This is a genomic window from Devosia sp. P2_G7 (genome assembly GCF_056403495.1).
On the sequence record NZ_JBFUFI010000012.1, the window covers coordinates 61,378 to 80,850 of the forward strand.

The window sequence follows — 19,473 nt, forward strand, 5'->3', positions numbered from 1 at the left end:
AGCGGCTAAGTGGGCTGAAATGACTGAGTTTTTTGATGTCATCCCGGCGGAGGCCGGGATCCATCCTGAGATGTGTCGGATCCTGCGCTCGAGCTTGGGCACCTCGGGATGGGCCCCGGCCTGCGCCGGGGTGACACCGTTGGGGTGGCGCCCGAAGGTGCCACAAGCACGATGCGACACCCTCCCCCTTGCGGGGAGGGGTAGGGTGGGGGGTGAGGCGCCCCGATTTTGGGGCGTGCCCTCACGGCCACCGGCTTTGAGCGGGTCGGTGCCGAAGCGCCGTCAGTTCACGGTCGCCATCTTCTCGAGTGGCTTGCGTGGCGGCCTGCCGGCGCGGCCGTCGCGGTAGCCGACCAGGTAGGTCTGGTTCTCCCGATGGATGAGGCGGCGGACGACGGCGGCGTGCCGCTCCTTGGTGAACTCCCGCTCCTCCTCGTCCCATATGGTCGCGCCCTTGGGCGGCGTCAGCGGCAGGAGGCGAGCGACGGGCTGGCGCTTGCCATCGGGCAGCGTCCAGCAGATCGCCTGGTGCCGGGCGCTCAACTGCGCATGCTCGCCCTCGAACGCCTCGAGCCCGGCCACCGCCTGCCCGAGCGCCACGGCGAGGCTCGCATGATCGAGCGCCCCGGGTGCGCCGCGCGGCACCCCGATCCCCCGCCCCTGCTTGCCGAGCAACTGCCCCGCCTCCTGGCAAAGCTCCCGCGCCAGCTTCACGCTCTCGGCCCGCACCGGCTGCGTCGGCCGCTGCGCCGCCACGCGCTCGACCTGCTTCAACAGGCTCGCAAGGCGCGGGTAGAGCCGCTCATGAGCGACAATGATCTCGGGGGTGAGGGTGGAGCTGGATTTCGGCATGCCGTGTCCTTTCGCGCATGGGTTTGCGAGGAGGATACGGGGCGTGGAGAGGGCGGGGATAAGGTCTGCTATTGGCCCACAGCGGACGTTCGACACATTTCGTCCTCCAGGAACGAAGTTGCTGGCAGATAGTCCAGGGGGTGCCGCCGCGGCGACTACCGTCGGTTCGTCGGAATCAGCGGTGCAACCGCTCTATCGGTCGCCTTGTCGCTCGCGGCGAGACCCCTTGCTGCGCCCATGCGATCCTCGGCGCTTTCGTCCTGACCCATCTTACGCTTGCCCTCCAGGCGTGTGATGGTCAGCTTCACGCCGACGATGCCCTTGAGCTGTGAGCGGATGTACGCTTTCGGGGCGTCTGCAACACTCCAAGGCTCTGCGCGTCCGCTCTCGTGTAACGAAGTCAGCCGCGAAACTACGTCGCGGACGCGGCCTTCCTCGTCGAAGAACTCAACCGGGCCGTAAGCGTGGACGGCCACATAGTTCCACGTCGGCACCACCTTGCCCGTCTCCTCCTTCGTCGAATACCAGGAGGGCGTCACGTAGGCGTCGGGACCTGAGAACATTGCAAGCCCATCGCCCATAGGGGCGAGCCACTGCCGATTTGCCTTGGAGACGTGCCCGAGGAGAACCCCGTGAGGACCTTCTCCCTCGTCAAAGAGCAGCGGGAGCGGCGTGGCCTGAATGCCGTCGGTCGTGGCCGTGACGAGCGTCGCCAGCCCGGCTCCACGGATCACGGCCCGGATGGTACCTGGATCGTTTTCCTTGAATTTCGGCGGCGTGTACATCGCGTTACCTTTCCGAGTCCTGCAACGTCAGTGAACAAAGAGCTTGAGGGCGATCGCCCACATGACCAGAGCTATGACTCCTTCGAGGACGCGCCACGCTTGAGGTTTGGCAAAGAGAGGCCGGAGCCAGATCGCTCCATAGCCAAGCGCGAAAAAGAACAGAAACGAGCCCGAAAGGGCGCCCGTGGCAAACCAGCCCTCGGCGCCCGGAAACTGGGTGGAGATGGTTCCGAGCAAGACGACGGTATCGAGATAGACATGCGGGTTCAGCCAGGTCAGGGCCAGGCAGGTTGCCAGCGTTGCCGAAAGACGCCTCTGCTCGCTGAAGGCGGCTACTGTCAAAGCCTCGCTTGAACGAAGGGCCGAGCGCAGGCTTCTTGCGCCATACCAGACCAGGAAGGCGGCTCCACCGTAGCGCATGACGGGGTCGAGCCACGGCAGCCAGCTGGCCACCTTTCCGAAGCCGGTGACACCCAGCACGATCAAGACCGCGTCGGACAACGCGCAAGTCAGGGAAACCGCGAATACGTGCTCATTGCGCAGCCCCTGGCGCAGCACGAAGGCGTTCTGCGCTCCGATGGCGACGATCAGGCTCAAGCCCATCGTCATGCCGGCAAGGTAGACCGAGAAATTCACTGGGGACCGCTTCGCTCCATATCCAAGCTTGCGATATGCCCAGAACGGAGATTAGGCTACTTAATCTGGCTAACTGAGATTTAGCACATCTAATGATTGATTATCATGCCGCGCGGGCTGTTGCGATGGTCGTGCAGACGGGGAGCTTCGACAGGGCTGCCAAGGCCTTGAATGTAACGCCTTCGGCCATTTCACAGCGGGTAAAACTGCTTGAAGAGCGTCTCGGCGTGGTGCTGGTCGAAAGAGGCAGCCCATGCACTGCGACCGAGAAGGGAGCATGGCTTTGTCGACACATGGAGCATGTAGGGATGCTCGAGGGTGAGCTCCTGGAGCAGCTTCCGGGACTCATGGACCCCCTATCCCCCAGCCAGAGAGTGACCCTCAATATCGCGACAAACGCCGACAGCCTCGGAACGTGGTTCCTTAAGGCGATCACCGCGTTCAGCCGGCGAACGGACTATCTGCTGAGCGTCGCGGTCGACGACGAGGGCCATACCGCAGAGTGGCTGCAGCGCGGCCGGGTAGTCGCTGCCGTTACGTCGCTCGGCAAGCCGATCCAGGGGTGTCGCGCAACGCCCCTGGGAGCGCTCCGATATCACGCGACGGCCAGTCCGGACTTCATTGAGCGATACTTTCCAACCGGAGTAACGACGGAAACGATTGGTCAAGCACCAGCGCTGACGTTCAATCAGAAGGACCGGTTGCAAAACGAATGGGTGCAACGGTCCTTTGGTCGACTCGTGACCTATCCCACACATTGGTTGCCTTCGACGCAGAGCTTTGTCGATGCTTGTGTTGGGGGCATGGGGTGGGCGCTGAACCCGTCCGGACTGGTGGGCGATCATTTGGCTTCCGGCCGACTGGTCGAGCTCATCCCAGGCTCGACGCTCGATGTGCAGCTCTTCTGGCAAGTGAGCCGCCTTGCTGCTGATCGGCTCACTGATTTGACGCAGAGTGTTGCGGCCACGGCCAGGCGCGAGCTGCTGAGGCAAGACCGATAGTCGAGCCGACGATGCCAGTCGGCGAGGTTGCGCAGCAGGGCAGAGGGCCAGATTCGACGCAATCCAGGCAACATCGGTACCGCGACACGCGTCATGCTGCATCCTCCATGCATTCATGTCACATCATCAGGAGCTGGTTCCGGTATTGTCTCACCGGACGATTGGCCGGTCCTACTGGATCGTTGTTCACGAGAGCTTACGGGCGGTGCATCGAGTAGCGATAGTCGCCGGCTACGTGTCTCGCATAGTGGACCGAGACAGGGCAGTTTTTGTTTAGCTGGGTCCATGGCCGGCCTCACAACAACGGCCGCTTGGCGTGGTCCCCTCGGAATCGACCAGTTACCCCACGAATGTCCGCTTCTGGCGCAAAGCAGCCGTATTCACACCCCTTACTCATGATCCCCCCACCGCCGCGCTCCGCGCACCGGCGTCGGGGTCGCCATCATTGCCCCCAAGATCCGGCTCATCAGCGCCTGTTCCTGCTTCTTGCCCTTTGCCTCGCGCCTGAGCTCGACCAATAGGGCCGACGTCGCGTTGAGCCTGGCGCAGGCGAGGGTGGCGAGGTGGAGGGCGAAATCGGGGTTCGCGCCGAGGATGTCGAGCGCTTCGTCGATGACGCGGACCTGCGTCGTGACTTCCGCCGTGACGGTGGCGCTGTGCGGGATGCCCAGGAGCACCGCCATTTCGCCGATGATGGCGCCGGGCTCGTCGATGGTGGCGAGCGCCACGCCTTCGCGCGACACGGCGAGGCGGCCGGACTCGAGCAGATAGAGCCGGCCCGAATAGCTGCCCTCGCTGGTGAGCTGGGCGCCGGGCGGCAGGGTTTCGAGGGGGAGCGAGACGGCGAGGGCGGCGAGCGTGGTCATCGGGTTCGGATCCGGGGGCGGGGGCATCAGGTTTCGCCGAGGATACGTGAACCGGGGATGAAATCGAGGGGGCCGGGTTTTGTCGCTGGCGCGCCGGCTTTGTGTGCTAGCCTCGACCACTTGCGCGCAATGGGCGCGCTCGTCTGACAGATGATCGGACACTTTCATGCAACTTCCGACTTGGTTGAAACCCGCCCTGCTGGGCGCGGGTGTAGGCGCGATTGCCCTCGCGATCGTGGGGTTCAGCTGGGGCGGCTGGGTGACCGGCGGATCGGCCAAGGACATGGCGACCAAGCAATCGAACGTCGCGGTGGCGGCGGCGCTGACGCCCTATTGCGTCGAACGCGCCGGCGGCGCGGATGCGGCGACCGCGACGACGATGACCGAGCTCAAGGCGGCCTCCACCTATTCGCGCAAGGGGATTATCGAGAAGGCCGGCTGGGCGACGCCGATGGGCGCGGAAAAGCCGAACACCGACCTGGCGCAGGCCTGCCAGCTGAAGCTGGCTGAGGCGTTCTAAGGGGGACTGGTTCACCTCTCCCCTCGGGGGAGAGGTCGGCCCATCGGGCCGGGTGAGGGGGCCTTCACTGCGCTCGGAGTTCGGGGCGAGGCCCCCTCACCCCAACCCTCTCCCCCAGAGGGAGAGGGGGCGCGGCGGTGCACTTGGGGGCGTCGAGGCTTACTCGTCGCCCATTTTGAGCGCCTTGATGAAGGCTTCCTGGGGGATTTCGACGCTGCCGAACTGGCGCATCTTCTTCTTGCCGGCCTTCTGCTTCTCGAGGAGCTTCCGCTTACGGGTGGCGTCGCCGCCGTAGCACTTGGCCGTCACGTCCTTGCGCATGGCGCGGACGGTTTCGCGGGCGATGATCTTGCCGCCGATGGCGGCCTGGATCGGGATCACGAACAGGTGCGGCGGGATCAGGTCCTTGAGCTTTTCGCACATGATGCGGCCGCGCGTTTCGGCAACGTTGCGGTGCACCAGCATCGAGAGCGCGTCGACCGGCTCGGAATTGACCAGGATCGAGAGTTTTACCAGGTCGCCCTCGCGGTAATCGGCGAGGGTGTAGTCGAAGCTGGCATAGCCCTTGGATATGCTCTTCAGCCGGTCGTAGAAATCGAACACCACCTCGTTGAGCGGCAGGTCGTACTCGACCATGGCGCGGTTGCCGACATAGGTCATGTTGCGCTGGATGCCGCGCCGGTCCTGGCAGAGCTTGAGGATCGAGCCGAGATACTCGTCGGGGGTGAGGATGGTGGCCTTGATCCACGGCTCGCTGATGTGGTCGATGCGCACCACGTCCGGCAGGTCGGCCGGGTTGTGCAGCATCAGCGTTTCGCCGTTGGTGAGGTGCACCTCGTAGACCACCGACGGGGCGGTGGCGATCAGATCGAGGTTGAACTCGCGGCTGAGGCGTTCCTGGATGATCTCGAGGTGCAGCAGCCCGAGAAAGCCGCAGCGGAAGCCGAAGCCGAGCGCGGCGGAGGTTTCCATTTCGTAGCTGAAGCTGGCGTCGTTGAGCCGGAGCTTGCCCATGGCGGCGCGCAGTTCCTCGAAGTCCGAGGCGTCGACGGGAAAGAGGCCGCAGAACACCACCGGCTGCGCCGGGCGGAAGCCGGGGAAGGCGCTGGCGGTGGGACGGCGATCGTCGGTGATGGTGTCGCCGACATTGGTATCGGCCACTTCCTTGATCGAGGCGGTGAAAAAGCCGATCTCGCCGGGGCCGAGTTCGCCGATATCGACGAGTTTCGGGGTGAACACGCCGACGCGGTCGAGCTCGTAGGCCGCGTTCGCATTCATCATGCGGATCTTCTGGCCCTTCTTCACCGTGCCATCGATGACGCGGATGAGGACCACGACGCCCAGATAGGTGTCGTACCAGCTGTCGACCAGCAGCGCCTTCAGCGGCGCGTTGATGTCGCCCTTCGGCGCCGGCAGGCGCTCGACGATGGCGGCCAGTACCTTGTCGATGTTGAGCCCGGACTTGGCGGAAATCTCCACTGCGTCTGAGGCGTCGATGCCGATGACGTCCTCGATCTGCTGCTTGATGCGCTCGGGCTCGGCGGCGGGCAGGTCGATCTTGTTGAGCACCACCACCAGCTCATGGTTGGCATCCATGGCGTGGTAGACATTGGCGAGGGTCTGCGCCTCGACGCCCTGGCTGGCATCGACGACCAGCAGCGAACCCTCGACGGCGGCCAGCGAGCGCGACACTTCGTAGGCGAAGTCGACGTGGCCGGGCGTATCGATCAGGTTGAGGACGTAAGTCTCGCCGTCGGTGTGCTTGTAGCTCAGCCGGACGGTCTGCGCCTTGATGGTGATGCCGCGCTCGCGCTCGATATCCATCGAGTCGAGCACCTGCTCCTTCATCTCGCGCAGCTCGAGGCCGCCCGTCAGCTGGATCAGCCGGTCGGCCAGCGTGGACTTGCCATGGTCGATATGGGCGACGATGGAGAAATTGCGAATATGGTCGAGGGGCACGGACATGTTCGGCTGATAGCAGAGCCGCAGGCCCGGGCAAAGATGGTTTATCGGGGGTTAACAGTGCGGGAGGCGCAGGGTTAGCGCGGGGGCGTCGCGCTTGCGAGGCGCGCGGCGAGTCGACTACACATCGCCGGTGTTTCAGGGGATGCGTATGCTCAGAGTGTTTTCGACGGCGCTGGTGCTGCTGCTGGCGACGGCTGCCGGTGCCGCGGAGTGGGCCTACGAGGACGGCGGCACCCCGATCGCCTATTTCGACAATGGCGACGCGCAGTTTCAGTTCGCCTGCCGCGGCGGCGACCTGGCGATGGGATTCTGGGTGCGGGCCCCGCATAAGCAGGTGAGCGGGGCGCGTGCGATGAGCCTCGCGATCACCCCCGATCCGCCAGCCGGGGCCACCAGTTTTGCCCAAGACATGCCGCTGATCCACAGCGACGGCAGCTCGGTGATCGTCCGTGGTCCGGTGGCGCGGCAGTGGGCTCGGATCGCGCAGCGCGCCAAGGGCAACATCCGCGTCGCCTATGTGCGGACCGATGCGCAGGGGAAGCACGCATTCTTCGACAGCAACGATTTCGGGGCAGCGGGCTCGTCGGCGGCGATCACCAAGGTGCTCGACAACTGCGGCTGACGGCCAAAGCCTGACATCGGGTGGCGGGAGTCTGCGGTATTGCTGTTCCCGTGTCGTCGCGATCGGGCGGCGGCGGGGAGATGACGGATGGGTAGCGAGACGCAGCAGGGCTTCGCCTTCAACCGCGGCGACTGGGTGGTGACCAACCGGCGGCTGAAGCAGCGGGGCGTCGGCTCCACCGAGTGGGACGTGTTCACCTCGTACGAGACGGCGCAGCTGATGCTGGGCGGCATGGTGTCGGTGGACGAGAGCGATTTCCCGACCAAGGGCTTCCGCGGCATGACCGTGCGCATCTACAACCCCGCGCGGGACGAGTGGGCTATCTACTGGATCAACTCGGCCAAGGGCGTGCTGGAGCCGCCGGTGTTCGGCCGCTTCGAGAACGGTCGCGGCACCTTCGCCGGCGACGACATGGATGACGGCCGGCCGGTAAAGGTGCTGTTCGACTGGAGCGGCACCGATACCGAAACGCCGCGCTGGAGCCAGGCCTTCTCCTACGATGGCGGCGCCAGCTGGGAGACCAACTGGATCATAGAGTTCCGGCGGCCAGACTAGGTCGCAGCCCTCGGGAGTTGATGTCGCCCTGCTCCCCTCGAGCATGCTAGGATGCGCGCGCGGCGCGGGGGCGCGTCCACATCAGGCGGGGGACGGACAATGGCAGATGGCAGCGACTACGCGGCACATTTGGAGGTCGATTACCCCGGTCCCATGGACCGGCTGACGACGTTCTTCCGGTTGATCTGGGCGATCCCGATCGCGATCGTCCTCGGCCTCCTCTCCGACAGCGGCGGCTACTACTACTATGACGCGGCCGGCCAGGCGGTGCGATCGGCGGGCGGCGGCATCACTGCGGGCTTGTTCCTTGCCACTGTGCTGATGCTGGTGTTCCGGCAGCGATATCCGCGCTGGTGGTTCGACTTTGCGGTGGAGCTGGCGCGCTTCAGCTCGCGCGTCGGAGCCTATCTGTTCCTGTTGACCGACAAGTACCCCTCCACCGTCGATGCCCAGTCCGTTCACCTCGAGGTCGACTATCCCGAGGCGGAACAGCTCAATCGGTGGTTGCCGCTGGTCAAATGGCTGCTGGCCATCCCCCACTACATCGTGCTGGCGGTGCTCGGCATCGTCGTGCTGCTGGCGACGATCGTGGCGTGGTTCGCGATCCTGTTCACCGGAAACTACCCGCGCGGCATGTTCGACTTCGTCGTCGGCGTCGGCAGGTGGGCAGCGCGGGTCTGGGCCTATGCCTTCCTGCTCGTCACGGATGTCTATCCGCCGTTCAGCCTGCGCTAGTTCGCGGACCTGAGGCCGTCAAATCCGGGTCGCGTCGTGGCCCGGGCGCATGGTTCTTTCCGGCCATCAGAGCCGAGGAGAACCACCATGACGCTGTTGTTTTCAGGAATGCCCTCTCACCTCGCTGCCGCCTATCGGGCCGGGGCTCCGGATGCCAATGGGCAGGTGCCGGAGCGGCGGGTTTCGGATGGGGATGGGGTGCCGTGCCGGCATTGCCTTGGGAATGTCGAGGCGGGCGAGCTATATCTGGTGCTGGGCTATCGGCCGTTTCCGGGGCCGCAGCCCTATGCCGAGGTGGGACCGGTGTTCATCCATGCCGAGGAATGCCCGGCCTACTCGCCGGCCGAGGGGCTGCCGGAGCGCGAGAGGCATGGCAGGAGCGGACGCATCTTGCGCGGCTATGGCAGAGACGACAGGATCGTCTACGGAACCGGTATCGTGGTGGGGAGTGATCGCATTGAGGCTGAGGCGCAGGCGATCCTCGAACGGCCCGATGTCGCCTATGTCCACATGCGCTCGGCCACCAATAACTGCTTCACCCTGCGGATCGACCGCGCAACCTGATGCGGGGTCGCCGCGTTCGGGCTTCATGCGGTTCATCCTTGCCATCCTCCTCGCGACCTCGTGCTTTGCCGCCCTGGCCCAAGAAGGGGCCGGCACGGCCGTTCCCCTGCCCAAGCCGCGGCCCGCCGAGTTCTCCGCCAAGCCGGCCGTGAAGTTGCCGCGGCACCGCCCCGCGGCGCCGGCCGACAAGCCGGATCAGCCGGCGAAAGGGCCCGCCGCCGTGGTCGTCGGGCCGCCGATCGACCCCGATATCCATATCACCAAGGCGAACGTGCCTGCGGACCCCGTCGCCCCGCCGCGCGTCTACCAGACCGCCTGTCCGGCGGTGCTGCTCGGCCGGGTCGAGGCCAAGGCGTTGCCGCCGATCTCGGAAGCGCAGTGTGGGATGCAGTCGCCCCTCTCGGTCACGGGGGTGCTGGCGAACGGACGGATGGTGCCGGTGTCGGGCGGCGTCCAGACCGATTGCGGCGTCGCGTCGGCGCTATCGGGCTGGATTGAGCAGATCGACAGCTACGCGCTCGCCAAGGAGAATACGCGGATCGCCGAAGTGGTGGTCGGCACGTCGTACATGTGCCGCAACGTCAACAATGGTAGCGGCGGCAACCTCAGTTTCCACGCCCTCGCCGATGCGCTCGATGTGGTCGGCTTCAAGCTGGAGGACGGCCGCTTCGTCACGGTCGAGGGCGGTTGGACCGATGCGCTGTCATCGGAAGGCCGGCTACTGCGCTTCGCCCACGATTCCGCCTGCGCGCACTTCACCACGGTACTCGGGCCGGAGGCCAACGCAGAGCATCACGACCACCTGCATGTAGATCTCGGGTGCCACGGCAAGACCTGCACGGCGCGGATGTGCGAGTGAACCTTCGTCACCCAGGACGTCATCGCGGCCGCCACTCTCACTGAACGTGGAGAGACCTCAGGATGGGCCTCGGCCTTCGGCGGGGTGGGTGGGAGAGAACGAGTTCCAGTACCGTTGTTCGCCCCATCAGGCGCTGCGGTCGGTGAACACGGCCGCAATCAGCAGCAGCAGCGCTACGATCGTCGCGCCCAGCCTGGCCGCGTGCCAGCTCCACCAGCTGTTGCGCAGCTGCTCCCAGTCGGCGGGCAGGGTGGTGGCCGACCAGCCCATGACGGTGTCGTTGATCGGCTGGTTGAGGAAGCGGGTGATGAGCCCGGCGACGATGAGGCCGAGGGCCGCCGTGGCGTAAAGCGCCAGCACCGTCGGCCGCTGTCGCGACAGCACCGCGAGAACCACCAGCAGCACGATCGCTGCGAGGCCCATCAGCGGCAAGAGGGTGTTGAGGCCGCGCACCGCGCCCTGGTGGACCTCGACAAAGGTCGTGGGGGAATAGCGGGTGACATCGTAGCCGAACCAGATTCCGTACATGCTGCCGGCCAACAGGCCCACAAGCAGCAGGGAAAGCACTTGTCCGGTGGTGGATAGATAGCCGAGGCCAGGCATAGGATGAGTGCTCCTCTCGACGATGGGGGAGTAATTACATACAGTGGCACTGTAGTCAATATAGCGATGACGTATCCAATTGATCGAGCCGGTTGAACCTCGCAGGAAATACCAGTCGCGCCTGCGCCAGCAGCAGGCGGCCGATACGCGTGGGGCTATGGTGGCCGCAGCGCGAGAACTGTTCGTCGCGAAGGGATGGCAGGGCACGACGATCGCGGCGGTGGCCCGCCAGGCGGGGGTATCGGCGGAAAGCGTCTATGCGGTCTTCGGCAACAAATCCGCACTGTTGCTCGGGGTGATCCAGGCGGCGGTGCGTCGCGGCGACCCGGCGACGCCGCTGGTCGAGCAGGCAGGGCCGCGGGCCGTCGCTGCCGCTCCCGACCAGGCTGCCGTGCTGCGGCTGTTCTCACGCGATATCGCGCAAGTGCTCTCCGCAGTGGCCGAGATCGTGGCGGTGATGCGTGTCGCGGCGCAGTCCGACCCCGAGGTGGCGAAGGTGTACGACGCCATCCATGCCGGGCGGCGCGAGAACCTGGCGCTGGTGGCGAAGGCGCTGGTTGCGCACGGGCCGTTGCGGGATGGCATGACGGAGGCTCAGGCCCTGGCGCAGATCTGGCGCCTGGCGAGCCCGGAGCTGTTCCTGATGCTGGCGGGGATCGAGGGCCTTACGCCGGAGCAATACGCAGACTGGCTCGAGTACACGCTGGGGCAATTGCTGCTCCCGACTTAGCCTCACACCAGCGGCGAGTTGTCCTTGCGCATGTAGGCCACCACCATCGGCGTGCCGTCCTCGAACTGGTATTCGGCGCGGCCGCTGACGTGGTAGCCGAAGGCCGAGTAGAAGCTTTTGGCATTGAGCGAGGCGCGGATGCGCAGGTCATGCACGCCCTGCGCCGCGGCCGCCGTTTCCATGGCGGTGAGCAGCTTTCGGCCGATGCCTTGCCGCGCCGCGTCGGGCGCCACGTAGCAGGCGAGGATTTCACCCGCTTCCGGCATGACGATGCCGAAGCCGACCAGCTCGCCGCCGCGCTCGGCCAGCAGTGTCAGGCCGCCATCTTCCTGGCTCTCGCGATAGCGCTGTTCGGCGCTCGCCAGCGTTACCGGCGGACTCCAGCGCTCCAGCACTTCGCGCGGATAGAACGGCGCGGCCAGCGCGTGCACCGAGACGTGGTGCAGCGCGGCGATCGCCAGCGCGTCGGCCAGCCGCGCCGGTCGGATGAGGATGGGCGGGGCGGCGCTCATCGCACAGCCTAGAGCGCGTCGTCTTCGCGGCGGGGATGGTGTGTGGGCAGGTCGGCCCAGTCGCGCGGCGTCCAGCTATTGGACCAGTCGCGGGTCTTGGGCTTGTTGGGCGAACGGCTACGCAGCTTCGAAAACAGGTCTTTCATCTTCATCTCTTCTCTCCCGGATCGGGAATTGCCGTTATCGGAAACGGCTAGGGCGGCCGATCTAGTGACCGGCCGCTGAACGCGTCATGAACTGGGTTGTCAGGCTTCGGGGCGCCTCAGGCGCCGATGCAGTCGTCGAGCCTTGGATGATACACCGGCAGGTCGGCCAGTTCGGTCGGGCTCATGCTGCTGAGCGGGTCGCTGCGCTGATCGGCGACGGCCTCCACCTCGAAGAAGCGCGCCAGCCAGATACGCATGCTGATGAACATTTTGTACATTTCCAAGCCTCCTTTCCTGAGGGTGTGACCGTGTTATGAGCCATGAGGCGGCCCGAGCCAATCGACAAGACTTGGTCGGGGGTGTAGAAAAACTATATGGCAAATCCATTCCCGATTCCGCTGAATGCCGTCCGTGCCATCGAGATCGTGGCGCGGCGCGGGGCATTGGCGCCGGCTGCCGAGGAGCTTGGCGTTACCCCCGGTGCGGTGAGCCAGCACTTGCGGCGGGCCGAGGAGCGGCTGGGGCTCGAGCTGTTCGAGCGGACGCCGCAGGGGCTGAAGCCGACCGCCGCGCTGCGCCAGATCCTGCCGCAGCTGTCGAGCGGCTTCACGGCGCTGGCCGATGCGGTCGGCAGCCTCAGGGCCGGCAATGAGAACGTGCTGACGCTGACCGTGGGCAGCGTGTTCGCGTCGCGCTGGCTGATCTGGCGGATCGCCAAGTTCAACAAGCTGCACCCGGAGATCGAGATACGGCTGGTGGTGACCGGCAACATGATCGACCTCGTGCATTCCGACATCGACGTCGGCATCCGCTTCGGCCGCGGGAAATGGGCGGGGCTGAAGGCGGAGCTGGTGGGCGGCGCGCGCTACAGCCCGGTGGCGGCGCCGCCTTTGGCGAAGCTGCTGCGCTCGCCGGCCGATCTGGCGAAGGTGCCGCTGATCCGCGACACCGCTTCGATGCTGCCCTGGGAGCCGTGGTTCGCGGCCGCCGGCACGCCGCCGATCGAACTGGCGGGACCGCGCTATGACGATCCGGCGCTGGCGTTCGATGCGGCGATATCGGAGCAGGGCGTGCTGATGGCGGTCGACATGATGTCGGCCGACGCAGTGAGCGACGGGCGGCTGGTGCGGCCGTTCGATGTGTCGGTGGAGAGCGAGCTGGGCTATTGGCTGATCGTCGCCGAGGGGCGGCGCGAGCCGAAAAAGGTGCGGCTGTTCAGGGAGTGGCTGCGGGCCGAGGTGCCAGATTCGGCGGAGGGATATGTGGCGCAGGTGAAGCGGCGGGAGGGGTGAGGGGCTCTGTAGCGGGGGATGGGCTGGTGCGGGACACGCACCAGCGTCTCCCCCGCGCAGTCGCTTACTCCACCTTCAGCGCCACTAGCTCACCCGTCTGCATCAGAGGCACATAGAGCATGTTGCCTTCGGCCCAGAGGTCGGCGGCTCCGGCGACGAGGGTGGCGATCGGTGTCGCCTTGCCGTCGGCGTAGCGGTAGATGGTGCCCGACGGGTTGTCGTCGAATATGATGGCGTCACCGACCTTGGCAACGCCGTCCGTCATGCTGAGCTCGGTGGCGCCGACGGAAGGCGTGAGGGTCTTGGTGGCCGGATCGACCGAGAGCAGCCCGCCCTTGGTGGTGACCGAGAAGTCCTCCTTGAGGCCGGAGCCGAGGCCGCCGACCAGCAGCTGGCCGCCATCGATGAACAGCCCGTTGGGCGACATAAGTTTCTCGTCGGCGAGCCATTTCTCGGCCTTGCCGCCTTCCACTCGGAAGATGGCCTGCCCGAAGGTGTCGCTGACATAGATGACGGTGCCGTCGGTGGCGACGTCGTTGGCCATCATCGCCCCCTCGAGCGGGTGCGTGGCGACGATCGAGCCGTCCGAGAGCTTGACCTCGACGAGGCCGGTGGTGTCGGCGACGAACAGGCTGTCGCCGATGATCGCCATGCCCTTGGGATCGGAAAGCCCGGTGACCCATTGCTCGGTCACCAACTTGCCCTCCGGCGAAACGATGGAGAGATAGCCGTCGGTGCCGCCATCCGGCCCGAAGGCCCCGATATTGTCGATGATCAGGCGGTTGTTGGCTTTGTCGAAGATCACTGATTCCGGCGTCTTGAAGCCACCCAGCCGCCAGGCTTCGGTGGCGGTCTGGGCCGAGGCAGAGAGCGTGCCGGCGACCAAGAAGCCAAGTGAGAGGCTCAATTTCAGGAGCATGATCATTCCTCCGCTATCACGTGTTGGCCGGACTTCGCCGCTTCGCGGTCCGGCGCGCGACGTTAGACCGCGGCAACCAAGGATACGCCTTTGCTCGACATCAGCGAAGGGAATGAACCAGGCTTGTCCGGCCAGTGATCAGGCATTAGAATAGTTCTAAACTAAACGGCTAGAGCATTATGTTTGCACGACTTCTGCATCCCAACCGGCGTGACTTCAGCTCGCTGGACGAACGCGAGATCCTCTCGTTGGCGGTTGCCGCCGAGGAGGAGGATGGGGCGATCTATGCCGAGATCGCCGAGCGCTTCGCCTCGCGCTATCCCGCCACCGCCAAGGTGTTCGAGGGCATGGCGGTGGAGGAGGACGGGCACCGGCGCCGGCTGCTCGACCTCTACGTGCAAAAGTTCGGCTCGCGCCTGGTGCCGATCCGGCGCGAGCATGTGCGCGGCTTCATCGAGCGCAAGCCCGTGTGGCTGATGGAGACCATGAGCCTAGAGGCGGTGCGCCAGATGGCGTTCGAGATGGAGGCGGCGGCATCGCGCTTCTACACCGAGGCGGCCGGGCGGACGACCGACGTCGAGGTGCGAAAACTCCTCGGCGACCTCGCCGTCGAGGAACGCGAGCATGCCAACCTCGCCGGAAAGCTGGAGGAGCAGGCGCTCGGGGCCGAGGAGCGGGCGGCGGAAAAGAGCGAAGAGCACCGGCAGTTCCTCCTGACCTATGTGCAGCCCGGGCTGGCCGGGCTGATGGACGGCTCGGTGTCGACGCTGGCGCCGGTGTTCGCCGCGGCCTTCGCCACCGGCAACACCTGGGCCACCTTCCTCGTCGGCCTCGCGGCAGCGGTGGGCGCCGGCATCTCGATGGGCTTTACCGAGGCGGCGGCCGATGACGGCAAGCTCACCGGGCGCGGCTCGCCGTTGACGCGCGGCGTGGTCACCGGGGCGATGACGACGCTGGGCGGGCTGGGGCACGCGATGCCCTACCTGATTCCGCATTTCTGGACCGCGACCGGCGTCGCGGCAGCAGTGGTGGTGATCGAACTCTGGGCCATCGCCTTCATCCAGAACCGCTACATGCAGACCCCGTTCTGGCGCGCGGCATTGCAGGTGGTGGTGGGTGGCGCACTGGTCTTTGCCGCCGGAATTATCATCGGCAGCGCTTGAGTCCGGCGGCGGCCTCGGAGCCCGGGCCGCCGGCTATGCGCGTCGCTCAGTTGGCGACGACGAAGAAAACCACAAAGAACAGCACGGCAAACAGCGCGACCAGGAACGGCCATGGCAGCAGATGCAGCTCGTGCTGGGTCTCGAGCCCGTGGTCGAGATTTTCGTGGCGGATACCTTGCATACGAGGCCTCCCGTCATCAGCGCCGGGGCCAGCGGAGGCTCCGGCTGCAGCGATAATAGCACCGCCCGCGCGCCCGACAAACACCCTAGCCGGGTGGCGCGAACACCGTGATCGCGCCGGGCCGGATGCGGAAGTGGGCCGGGGTCTGGGTGACGATATCGCCGTCGAGATTTACCGGCCGGGGCTTTTTGGTGCGGATGTCGAACTCGATGCAGCGGGCCGTGCGCACTTCCTCCCACGCGCCATGCGTGCCGGAGCGGAAGGCGCGCAGCATCAGCGCCAGCTTCCAGACATTGTCGATCTCGAGGCTATAGAGGTCGAGCGTGCCGTCCTCGATGCTGGCATCCTGCTCGATCACCGTGCCGCCCCCATAGTGCCGGCCGTTGCCGACGGCGATCTGGTAGGTTTTGACCTGCGAGGTGCCTTCGCGGTTGATGATGGTGGCGCTGAACGGACGGGCCTGCATCAGCACCTTGAGCGCGCCGATGGCATAGCCGAGCCGACCCCAGCGGCGCTTGGTCTCCGCACTGAGCCCCATGGCGAGATCGGCGCCGAGCCCGATGGTCGCGACGTTGAAGAACGGATGGCCGTTGACGTCGCCGAGGTCCACCCGGCGCTGGTTGCCGGCGATGATGATATCGGCGGCGAGGTCGAGCTGGGTCGGGATTTCTAGCGTGCGGGCAAGATCGTTGGCGGTGCCCATCGGCAAGATGCCCATCGGCAGCCCCGCCGCGACGACGCCATTGGCCGCGGCGTTGATGGTGCCATCACCACCACAGACGATGGCGAGGTCGGCCTCGTGCCGGCGCCGGACGATATCGGCCGCAACCTCGCCCGGCGAGCTGAACCGCTCGATCGCCACGTCGATGCCGCCGGCCTCGAGCCGCGCCGCCACGGCATCGAGGGATTCGGTGCCGCGCCGTGCATTGGGATTGACCAGCATCAGTGCCCTGCGGCGCGCGGGTAAACTCGTCATCGTGCGGGGGCTTTCGCTATGGAAAGGCCCTAGGTGGAGGCCGCGACGCCGAAGCGCAAGTGCGGCCGGTCGGCTCAGACGCCGCCGCGCGCCTTCACCAGCTCGCGCATCGCCGGCGCCTGTGCATCGGCTTCCGATGCAAGCCCGTGGGCGACGCCGACCCGGTCGAGTTCCGGTCGGTTCTGGCTGGCTTTGAACTTGGCCTCGATCGCCGAAATCTCGATCTCGATGCCGACGATGCCCTTGAGCTGGCCGGCAATGAAGGCATCGGGCGCATCGCTGACCGCCCAGGGCTTGGCGCGACGGCCCTCGTGCTGATCGGTGAGGGCGGAGACGTTGGCGTGGAGCCATGCCGCATCCTCGATCACCCGGGCGGCGCCGCGAGCCTGCACGATGGCGTAGTTCCAGGTCGGCACGACTTTGCCGTCCACGGCCTTCTGCGGATACCAGCTAGGGGTGATGTAGTGCTCGGCGCCCTGGAACACGACGAGCGCCTGCGGCGCGTCGAGCAGTGCTTTCCATTGCGCGTTGCCGCGCGACATGTGGCAGCGCAGTGTGCCGAACGGCCCTTCCTCCGGATAGATCAGGAACGGGATCGGGTTGGCGAGGAGGCCGTCGCCGTTCGAAATCAGCAGCCCGAGCGGGTGCGCCGCGATGAAGGCGTGCTGGGTGGGAACGTCGGTCTCGCGGAAGGCTGGTGGCTGGTACATCGGGTGCCTCGAAAACGCTGCTGGATGGCCTTGTTACGCAATGGTGGCTGAACCGGGGCTTAAGCGATCCGCAGCGGTTCCGGTTCGAGCGCCACGTGCAGCTCATGCCGGCCCGGCGGCAGGCCGGGCGCATAGCCGAAATCGAGCTTGTAGTCGGTGGCGTTGAGGCCGGCCACGGCGGCGTGGGCATAAAGCTTCTCGAACCCGGCCGCGATATCGACCAGCGGGCCGTCATGCGTGATGCGGAGGTACCGCTGCGCCGGGATGACGAGGCGCGTCATGCCCTCGGGCACCTCGGTCTTCTTGGCTGCGAGATAGCCGACCAGCTCGCGATAGACGCCATGCTCACGCGAGATCGACACTTCGAGGAACGAGGTGGCGCCGGTATCGGTCTCGAACAATCGGGTCCACGCGGCGGGGATCGCGCGGGGCAGGTCGTTCCAGTGCGCCTCGACCAGGATGCCGATGGCGACCATCTCGGGCAGTTCAACCGTCTCGATCAATGGCCGTAGTCCTCTGCGATCAGGGTGGCGGCCTTCGAGCCGATCGCCATGGCAATGGCATTGGTATTGGCCGAAGGGATGGCGGGGATGATCGAGCAATCGATGACCCTGAGGCCCTCGATGCCGCGGACCTTGAGCCGGGCATCTACCACGGCCATCGGATCGTCGTCGCGCCCCATCTTCAGCGAGCCCGACGGGTGGTAGTTGGTCTTCACCGTTTCCTGCGCGAAGCGGGTCAGGCCGTCGTCGTCGGTGACGCCGGGCCCAGGCAGGATCTCTTCCTTGATCTTCGACAGGAACGGCTCGGTCTCGAGGATATTGCGCGCGAAACGCATCGATTTGAGCGTCAGGCGCAGATCATCGGGATCGCCGAAGAAGTTGCAGTTGACCAGCGGCTGGGCGCCGGGATCGGCCGATCGCAGGCGTACGCTGCCGCGGGCCTTGGGGCGCAAGAGGCACGAGGTGAAGGTGACGCCCCAGGTGGGTTTGGCCTTCGCCACGTCGCGATCCTGATAGACGATCGGCGCGCAATAGAGCTGGATGGTGGGGCGCTCGCCGCCATCCGGATCGTAGAACAGGCAGGATTCGATGCCCGTGGTGGTGACTGGCCCCGAGTTGAACAGCATGTATTGCAGGCCGTTGCGAACCATCGGCCAGCCCCTGTCCTCGCCGAAATAGCCCGACTTGCCCTTGGTCGTCGCGATCACCGGGACCTCGTGGTGATCCTGCAGGTTCGAACCCACGCCGGGCAAGTCGGCGACCACCGGGATCTGGAAATCGGCGAGGTGATCGGCCGGCCCGATGCCACTCAGCATCATCAGCTTGGCCGAGTTGTAGGTGCCGGAGGCGACCAGCACCTCGCGCGCCGCATACGCCTCGTGCTCATCGCCATCGTGAGTATAGGCGACGCCGACGGCGCGACCGTTCTTGATGAGGATGCGATTGACCTGGGCATCGGTGACGATGGTCAGCCGCTTGTCGTGCGTCAGCGGATCGAGGAACGCTTTCTTGCCGTCCGATCGCTCCTTGTAGCGCCCCCACTGCCCATAGGTGTGCTGCATGATGCCCACCCCGTTCTGCCGCTCGCCGTTGAAATCGGGGTTGTAGCGGTGGCCGAGCCCCTGCACGGCGAGCAGGAAATCCTCGGTGGTGTCGGAGATGTGGCCCGGGTCTGAGACGCGGAGGCCCCCCGAGATGCCGTGATAGTGGTCATTGAAGCGGGCATTGCGCTCGAGGCTTTTGAAATGCCCGAGCATGTCCGAGTACGACCACTCAGTGGCGTTGCCGAGCCCGGCCGCCCAGCCGTCATAGTCTTCCTTCTGGCCGCGCATGTAGACCATGGCGTTGACCGAGCTGCCGCCGCCGAGCGCCTTGGCCACCGGCACGATCGGCGCCCGGCCGCCGAGCTGTGGCTGCGGCACCGTCTTGTGCATCTCGAGGAACGTGTCCTGCGCCAGATACTTCATGTAGCCGGCCGGCATCGCCATGATCCGGTTGGTCGAACGCGGACCGCGCTCGAGCACCAGGACCGAGAGATCGAAGTCGCGCACCAGCCGCATCGCCGCAACCGATGCCGCCGACCCGCCACCACAGATGACGAATTCGAAACTGCGTTTAACCATGCGCACCACCCTGCACGGCGCCCGTTCTAGCGGGCCTGCGGGGCGTTGGATAGGCCGCTATCGTTGTCGGCCTGCAGCAATTCGGCAACGCACTGGATGAAATATCTGAGTAAAAGCGACAGCCGTCTTGCCAGTTTTCATGGGCAATGTAAGTCT

General features: G+C 65.8%; 25 protein-coding genes. 10 read left to right on the forward strand and 15 right to left on the reverse strand.

Going from position 1 to position 19,473, the window contains the following annotated elements:
* Positions 1–282: 282 nt before the first annotated feature.
* From AC1DWU_RS18315 to AC1DWU_RS18325, 3 genes are all read right to left on the reverse strand, one after another.
* Positions 283–852, reverse strand: coding sequence for a hypothetical protein (locus tag AC1DWU_RS18315; protein WP_477151444.1), 570 nt, complete (start codon positions 850–852; stop codon positions 283–285).
* Between the two features lie 155 nt (positions 853–1,007).
* A complete protein-coding gene (locus AC1DWU_RS18320; protein WP_477151445.1) occupies positions 1,008–1,637 on the reverse strand; it encodes an FMN-binding negative transcriptional regulator in 630 nt (209 codons plus the stop codon).
* 27 nt (positions 1,638–1,664) lie between these two features.
* Complete coding sequence (locus AC1DWU_RS18325) at positions 1,665–2,273, reverse strand: LysE/ArgO family amino acid transporter (protein ID WP_477151446.1); 609 nt, start codon at positions 2,271–2,273, stop codon at positions 1,665–1,667.
* 92 nt (positions 2,274–2,365) lie between these two features.
* On the opposite strand from AC1DWU_RS18325, the gene AC1DWU_RS18330 reads away from it, so the two are divergent.
* On the forward strand, positions 2,366–3,274 hold the full coding sequence (locus tag AC1DWU_RS18330) for a LysR family transcriptional regulator ArgP (protein WP_477151447.1): 909 nt from the start codon (positions 2,366–2,368) through the stop codon (positions 3,272–3,274).
* Positions 3,275–3,663: 389 nt separating this feature from the next.
* On the opposite strand, the gene AC1DWU_RS18335 is transcribed toward AC1DWU_RS18330, so the two are convergent.
* Positions 3,664–4,167, reverse strand: coding sequence for a Crp/Fnr family transcriptional regulator (locus AC1DWU_RS18335; protein WP_477151448.1), 504 nt, complete (start codon positions 4,165–4,167; stop codon positions 3,664–3,666).
* A gap of 139 nt (positions 4,168–4,306) precedes the next feature.
* Between AC1DWU_RS18335 and AC1DWU_RS18340 the strand changes: the two genes are divergently transcribed.
* A complete protein-coding gene (locus AC1DWU_RS18340; protein WP_477151449.1) occupies positions 4,307–4,660 on the forward strand; it encodes a hypothetical protein in 354 nt (117 codons plus the stop codon).
* Positions 4,661–4,819: 159 nt separating this feature from the next.
* Here the strand turns inward: AC1DWU_RS18340 and lepA are convergent, their stop codons facing one another.
* A complete protein-coding gene (gene lepA / locus AC1DWU_RS18345) occupies positions 4,820–6,625 on the reverse strand; it encodes a translation elongation factor 4 (RefSeq protein WP_477151450.1) in 1,806 nt (601 codons plus the stop codon).
* Between the two features lie 148 nt (positions 6,626–6,773).
* On the opposite strand from lepA, the gene AC1DWU_RS18350 reads away from it, so the two are divergent.
* From AC1DWU_RS18350 to AC1DWU_RS18370, 5 genes are all read left to right on the forward strand, one after another.
* Entirely contained in the window at positions 6,774–7,247 is a 474-nt protein-coding gene (locus AC1DWU_RS18350) for a hypothetical protein (RefSeq protein WP_477151451.1), read from the forward strand.
* Positions 7,248–7,334: 87 nt separating this feature from the next.
* Entirely contained in the window at positions 7,335–7,802 is a 468-nt protein-coding gene (locus AC1DWU_RS18355; protein ID WP_477151452.1) for a DUF1579 domain-containing protein, read from the forward strand.
* A gap of 99 nt (positions 7,803–7,901) precedes the next feature.
* Positions 7,902–8,537: a DUF4389 domain-containing protein gene (locus AC1DWU_RS18360; protein WP_477151453.1), complete on the forward strand. Its 636-nt coding sequence runs from the start codon at positions 7,902–7,904 to the stop codon at positions 8,535–8,537.
* Between the two features lie 87 nt (positions 8,538–8,624).
* Positions 8,625–9,101 carry a DUF1203 domain-containing protein gene (locus tag AC1DWU_RS18365; RefSeq protein WP_477151454.1) on the forward strand — a complete coding sequence of 159 codons (477 nt, stop codon included), beginning with the start codon at positions 8,625–8,627 and terminating at the stop codon, positions 9,099–9,101.
* A gap of 25 nt (positions 9,102–9,126) precedes the next feature.
* Complete coding sequence (locus AC1DWU_RS18370; RefSeq protein ID WP_477151455.1) at positions 9,127–9,960, forward strand: extensin-like domain-containing protein; 834 nt, start codon at positions 9,127–9,129, stop codon at positions 9,958–9,960.
* Between the two features lie 126 nt (positions 9,961–10,086).
* Here AC1DWU_RS18370 and AC1DWU_RS18375 read toward each other — a convergent pair whose 3' ends face one another.
* Entirely contained in the window at positions 10,087–10,563 is a 477-nt protein-coding gene (locus tag AC1DWU_RS18375) for an anthrone oxygenase family protein (protein WP_477151456.1), read from the reverse strand.
* Positions 10,564–10,642: 79 nt separating this feature from the next.
* On the opposite strand from AC1DWU_RS18375, the gene AC1DWU_RS18380 reads away from it, so the two are divergent.
* The gene (locus AC1DWU_RS18380) at positions 10,643–11,293 is read left to right on the forward strand and encodes a TetR/AcrR family transcriptional regulator (RefSeq protein ID WP_477151457.1); all 651 of its coding nucleotides are present in this window, start codon (positions 10,643–10,645) and stop codon (positions 11,291–11,293) included.
* 2 nt (positions 11,294–11,295) lie between these two features.
* On the opposite strand, the gene AC1DWU_RS18385 is transcribed toward AC1DWU_RS18380, so the two are convergent.
* From AC1DWU_RS18385 to AC1DWU_RS18395, 3 genes are all read right to left on the reverse strand, one after another.
* Entirely contained in the window at positions 11,296–11,805 is a 510-nt protein-coding gene (locus tag AC1DWU_RS18385) for a GNAT family N-acetyltransferase (RefSeq protein WP_477151458.1), read from the reverse strand.
* Between the two features lie 8 nt (positions 11,806–11,813).
* Complete coding sequence (locus tag AC1DWU_RS18390; RefSeq protein WP_477151459.1) at positions 11,814–11,957, reverse strand: hypothetical protein; 144 nt, start codon at positions 11,955–11,957, stop codon at positions 11,814–11,816.
* 110 nt (positions 11,958–12,067) lie between these two features.
* Positions 12,068–12,229 carry a hypothetical protein gene (locus tag AC1DWU_RS18395; protein WP_477151460.1) on the reverse strand — a complete coding sequence of 54 codons (162 nt, stop codon included), beginning with the start codon at positions 12,227–12,229 and terminating at the stop codon, positions 12,068–12,070.
* 96 nt (positions 12,230–12,325) lie between these two features.
* On the opposite strand from AC1DWU_RS18395, the gene AC1DWU_RS18400 reads away from it, so the two are divergent.
* The gene (locus AC1DWU_RS18400; protein WP_477151461.1) at positions 12,326–13,243 is read left to right on the forward strand and encodes a LysR substrate-binding domain-containing protein; all 918 of its coding nucleotides are present in this window, start codon (positions 12,326–12,328) and stop codon (positions 13,241–13,243) included.
* Between the two features lie 64 nt (positions 13,244–13,307).
* On the opposite strand, the gene AC1DWU_RS18405 is transcribed toward AC1DWU_RS18400, so the two are convergent.
* Positions 13,308–14,162, reverse strand: coding sequence for an SMP-30/gluconolactonase/LRE family protein (locus tag AC1DWU_RS18405; RefSeq protein WP_477151462.1), 855 nt, complete (start codon positions 14,160–14,162; stop codon positions 13,308–13,310).
* Positions 14,163–14,341: 179 nt separating this feature from the next.
* Here AC1DWU_RS18405 and mbfA point away from each other — a divergent pair, with 179 nt between their 5' ends.
* A complete protein-coding gene (gene mbfA / locus AC1DWU_RS18410; RefSeq protein ID WP_477151463.1) occupies positions 14,342–15,325 on the forward strand; it encodes an iron exporter MbfA in 984 nt (327 codons plus the stop codon).
* Between the two features lie 46 nt (positions 15,326–15,371).
* Here the strand turns inward: mbfA and AC1DWU_RS18415 are convergent, their stop codons facing one another.
* From AC1DWU_RS18415 to AC1DWU_RS18435, 5 genes are all read right to left on the reverse strand, one after another.
* Complete coding sequence (locus AC1DWU_RS18415; protein ID WP_477151464.1) at positions 15,372–15,506, reverse strand: hypothetical protein; 135 nt, start codon at positions 15,504–15,506, stop codon at positions 15,372–15,374.
* 85 nt (positions 15,507–15,591) lie between these two features.
* Complete coding sequence (locus AC1DWU_RS18420; RefSeq protein WP_477151465.1) at positions 15,592–16,482, reverse strand: lipid kinase; 891 nt, start codon at positions 16,480–16,482, stop codon at positions 15,592–15,594.
* Between the two features lie 74 nt (positions 16,483–16,556).
* Positions 16,557–17,192: an FMN-binding negative transcriptional regulator gene (locus AC1DWU_RS18425; RefSeq protein WP_477151466.1), complete on the reverse strand. Its 636-nt coding sequence runs from the start codon at positions 17,190–17,192 to the stop codon at positions 16,557–16,559.
* A 59-nt stretch (positions 17,193–17,251) separates the two neighbouring features.
* The gene (locus AC1DWU_RS18430) at positions 17,252–17,695 is read right to left on the reverse strand and encodes a GyrI-like domain-containing protein (protein WP_477151467.1); all 444 of its coding nucleotides are present in this window, start codon (positions 17,693–17,695) and stop codon (positions 17,252–17,254) included.
* Positions 17,692–19,317: a GMC family oxidoreductase gene (locus AC1DWU_RS18435; protein ID WP_477151468.1), complete on the reverse strand. Its 1,626-nt coding sequence runs from the start codon at positions 19,315–19,317 to the stop codon at positions 17,692–17,694. Before AC1DWU_RS18435 ends, AC1DWU_RS18430 begins: the two co-directional genes overlap by 4 nt.
* Positions 19,318–19,473 lie beyond the last annotated feature (156 nt).

Bases quoted from the DNA above. Each gene is read 5' to 3' on its own strand.
- AC1DWU_RS18315 (WP_477151444.1), bottom strand. From the start codon at position 852: ATGCCGAAATCCAGCTCCACCCTCACCCCCGAGATCATTGTCGCTCAT.
- AC1DWU_RS18320 (WP_477151445.1), bottom strand. From the start codon at position 1,637: ATGTACACGCCGCCGAAATTCAAGGAAAACGATCCAGGTACCATCCGG.
- AC1DWU_RS18330 (WP_477151447.1), top strand. From the start codon at position 2,366: ATGATTGATTATCATGCCGCGCGGGCTGTTGCGATGGTCGTGCAGACG.
- AC1DWU_RS18335 (WP_477151448.1), bottom strand. From the start codon at position 4,167: ATGCCCCCGCCCCCGGATCCGAACCCGATGACCACGCTCGCCGCCCTC.
- AC1DWU_RS18340 (WP_477151449.1), top strand. From the start codon at position 4,307: ATGCAACTTCCGACTTGGTTGAAACCCGCCCTGCTGGGCGCGGGTGTA.
- lepA (WP_477151450.1), bottom strand. From the start codon at position 6,625: ATGTCCGTGCCCCTCGACCATATTCGCAATTTCTCCATCGTCGCCCAT.
- AC1DWU_RS18350 (WP_477151451.1), top strand. From the start codon at position 6,774: ATGCTCAGAGTGTTTTCGACGGCGCTGGTGCTGCTGCTGGCGACGGCT.
- AC1DWU_RS18355 (WP_477151452.1), top strand. From the start codon at position 7,335: ATGGGTAGCGAGACGCAGCAGGGCTTCGCCTTCAACCGCGGCGACTGG.
- AC1DWU_RS18360 (WP_477151453.1), top strand. From the start codon at position 7,902: ATGGCAGATGGCAGCGACTACGCGGCACATTTGGAGGTCGATTACCCC.
- AC1DWU_RS18365 (WP_477151454.1), top strand. From the start codon at position 8,625: ATGACGCTGTTGTTTTCAGGAATGCCCTCTCACCTCGCTGCCGCCTAT.
- AC1DWU_RS18370 (WP_477151455.1), top strand. From the start codon at position 9,127: ATGCGGTTCATCCTTGCCATCCTCCTCGCGACCTCGTGCTTTGCCGCC.
- AC1DWU_RS18375 (WP_477151456.1), bottom strand. From the start codon at position 10,563: ATGCCTGGCCTCGGCTATCTATCCACCACCGGACAAGTGCTTTCCCTG.
- AC1DWU_RS18385 (WP_477151458.1), bottom strand. From the start codon at position 11,805: ATGAGCGCCGCCCCGCCCATCCTCATCCGACCGGCGCGGCTGGCCGAC.
- AC1DWU_RS18390 (WP_477151459.1), bottom strand. From the start codon at position 11,957: ATGAAGATGAAAGACCTGTTTTCGAAGCTGCGTAGCCGTTCGCCCAAC.
- AC1DWU_RS18395 (WP_477151460.1), bottom strand. From the start codon at position 12,229: ATGTACAAAATGTTCATCAGCATGCGTATCTGGCTGGCGCGCTTCTTC.
- AC1DWU_RS18400 (WP_477151461.1), top strand. From the start codon at position 12,326: ATGGCAAATCCATTCCCGATTCCGCTGAATGCCGTCCGTGCCATCGAG.
- AC1DWU_RS18405 (WP_477151462.1), bottom strand. From the start codon at position 14,162: ATGCTCCTGAAATTGAGCCTCTCACTTGGCTTCTTGGTCGCCGGCACG.
- mbfA (WP_477151463.1), top strand. From the start codon at position 14,342: ATGTTTGCACGACTTCTGCATCCCAACCGGCGTGACTTCAGCTCGCTG.
- AC1DWU_RS18415 (WP_477151464.1), bottom strand. From the start codon at position 15,506: ATGCAAGGTATCCGCCACGAAAATCTCGACCACGGGCTCGAGACCCAG.
- AC1DWU_RS18420 (WP_477151465.1), bottom strand. From the start codon at position 16,482: ATGACGAGTTTACCCGCGCGCCGCAGGGCACTGATGCTGGTCAATCCC.
- AC1DWU_RS18425 (WP_477151466.1), bottom strand. From the start codon at position 17,192: ATGTACCAGCCACCAGCCTTCCGCGAGACCGACGTTCCCACCCAGCAC.
- AC1DWU_RS18435 (WP_477151468.1), bottom strand. From the start codon at position 19,317: ATGGTTAAACGCAGTTTCGAATTCGTCATCTGTGGTGGCGGGTCGGCG.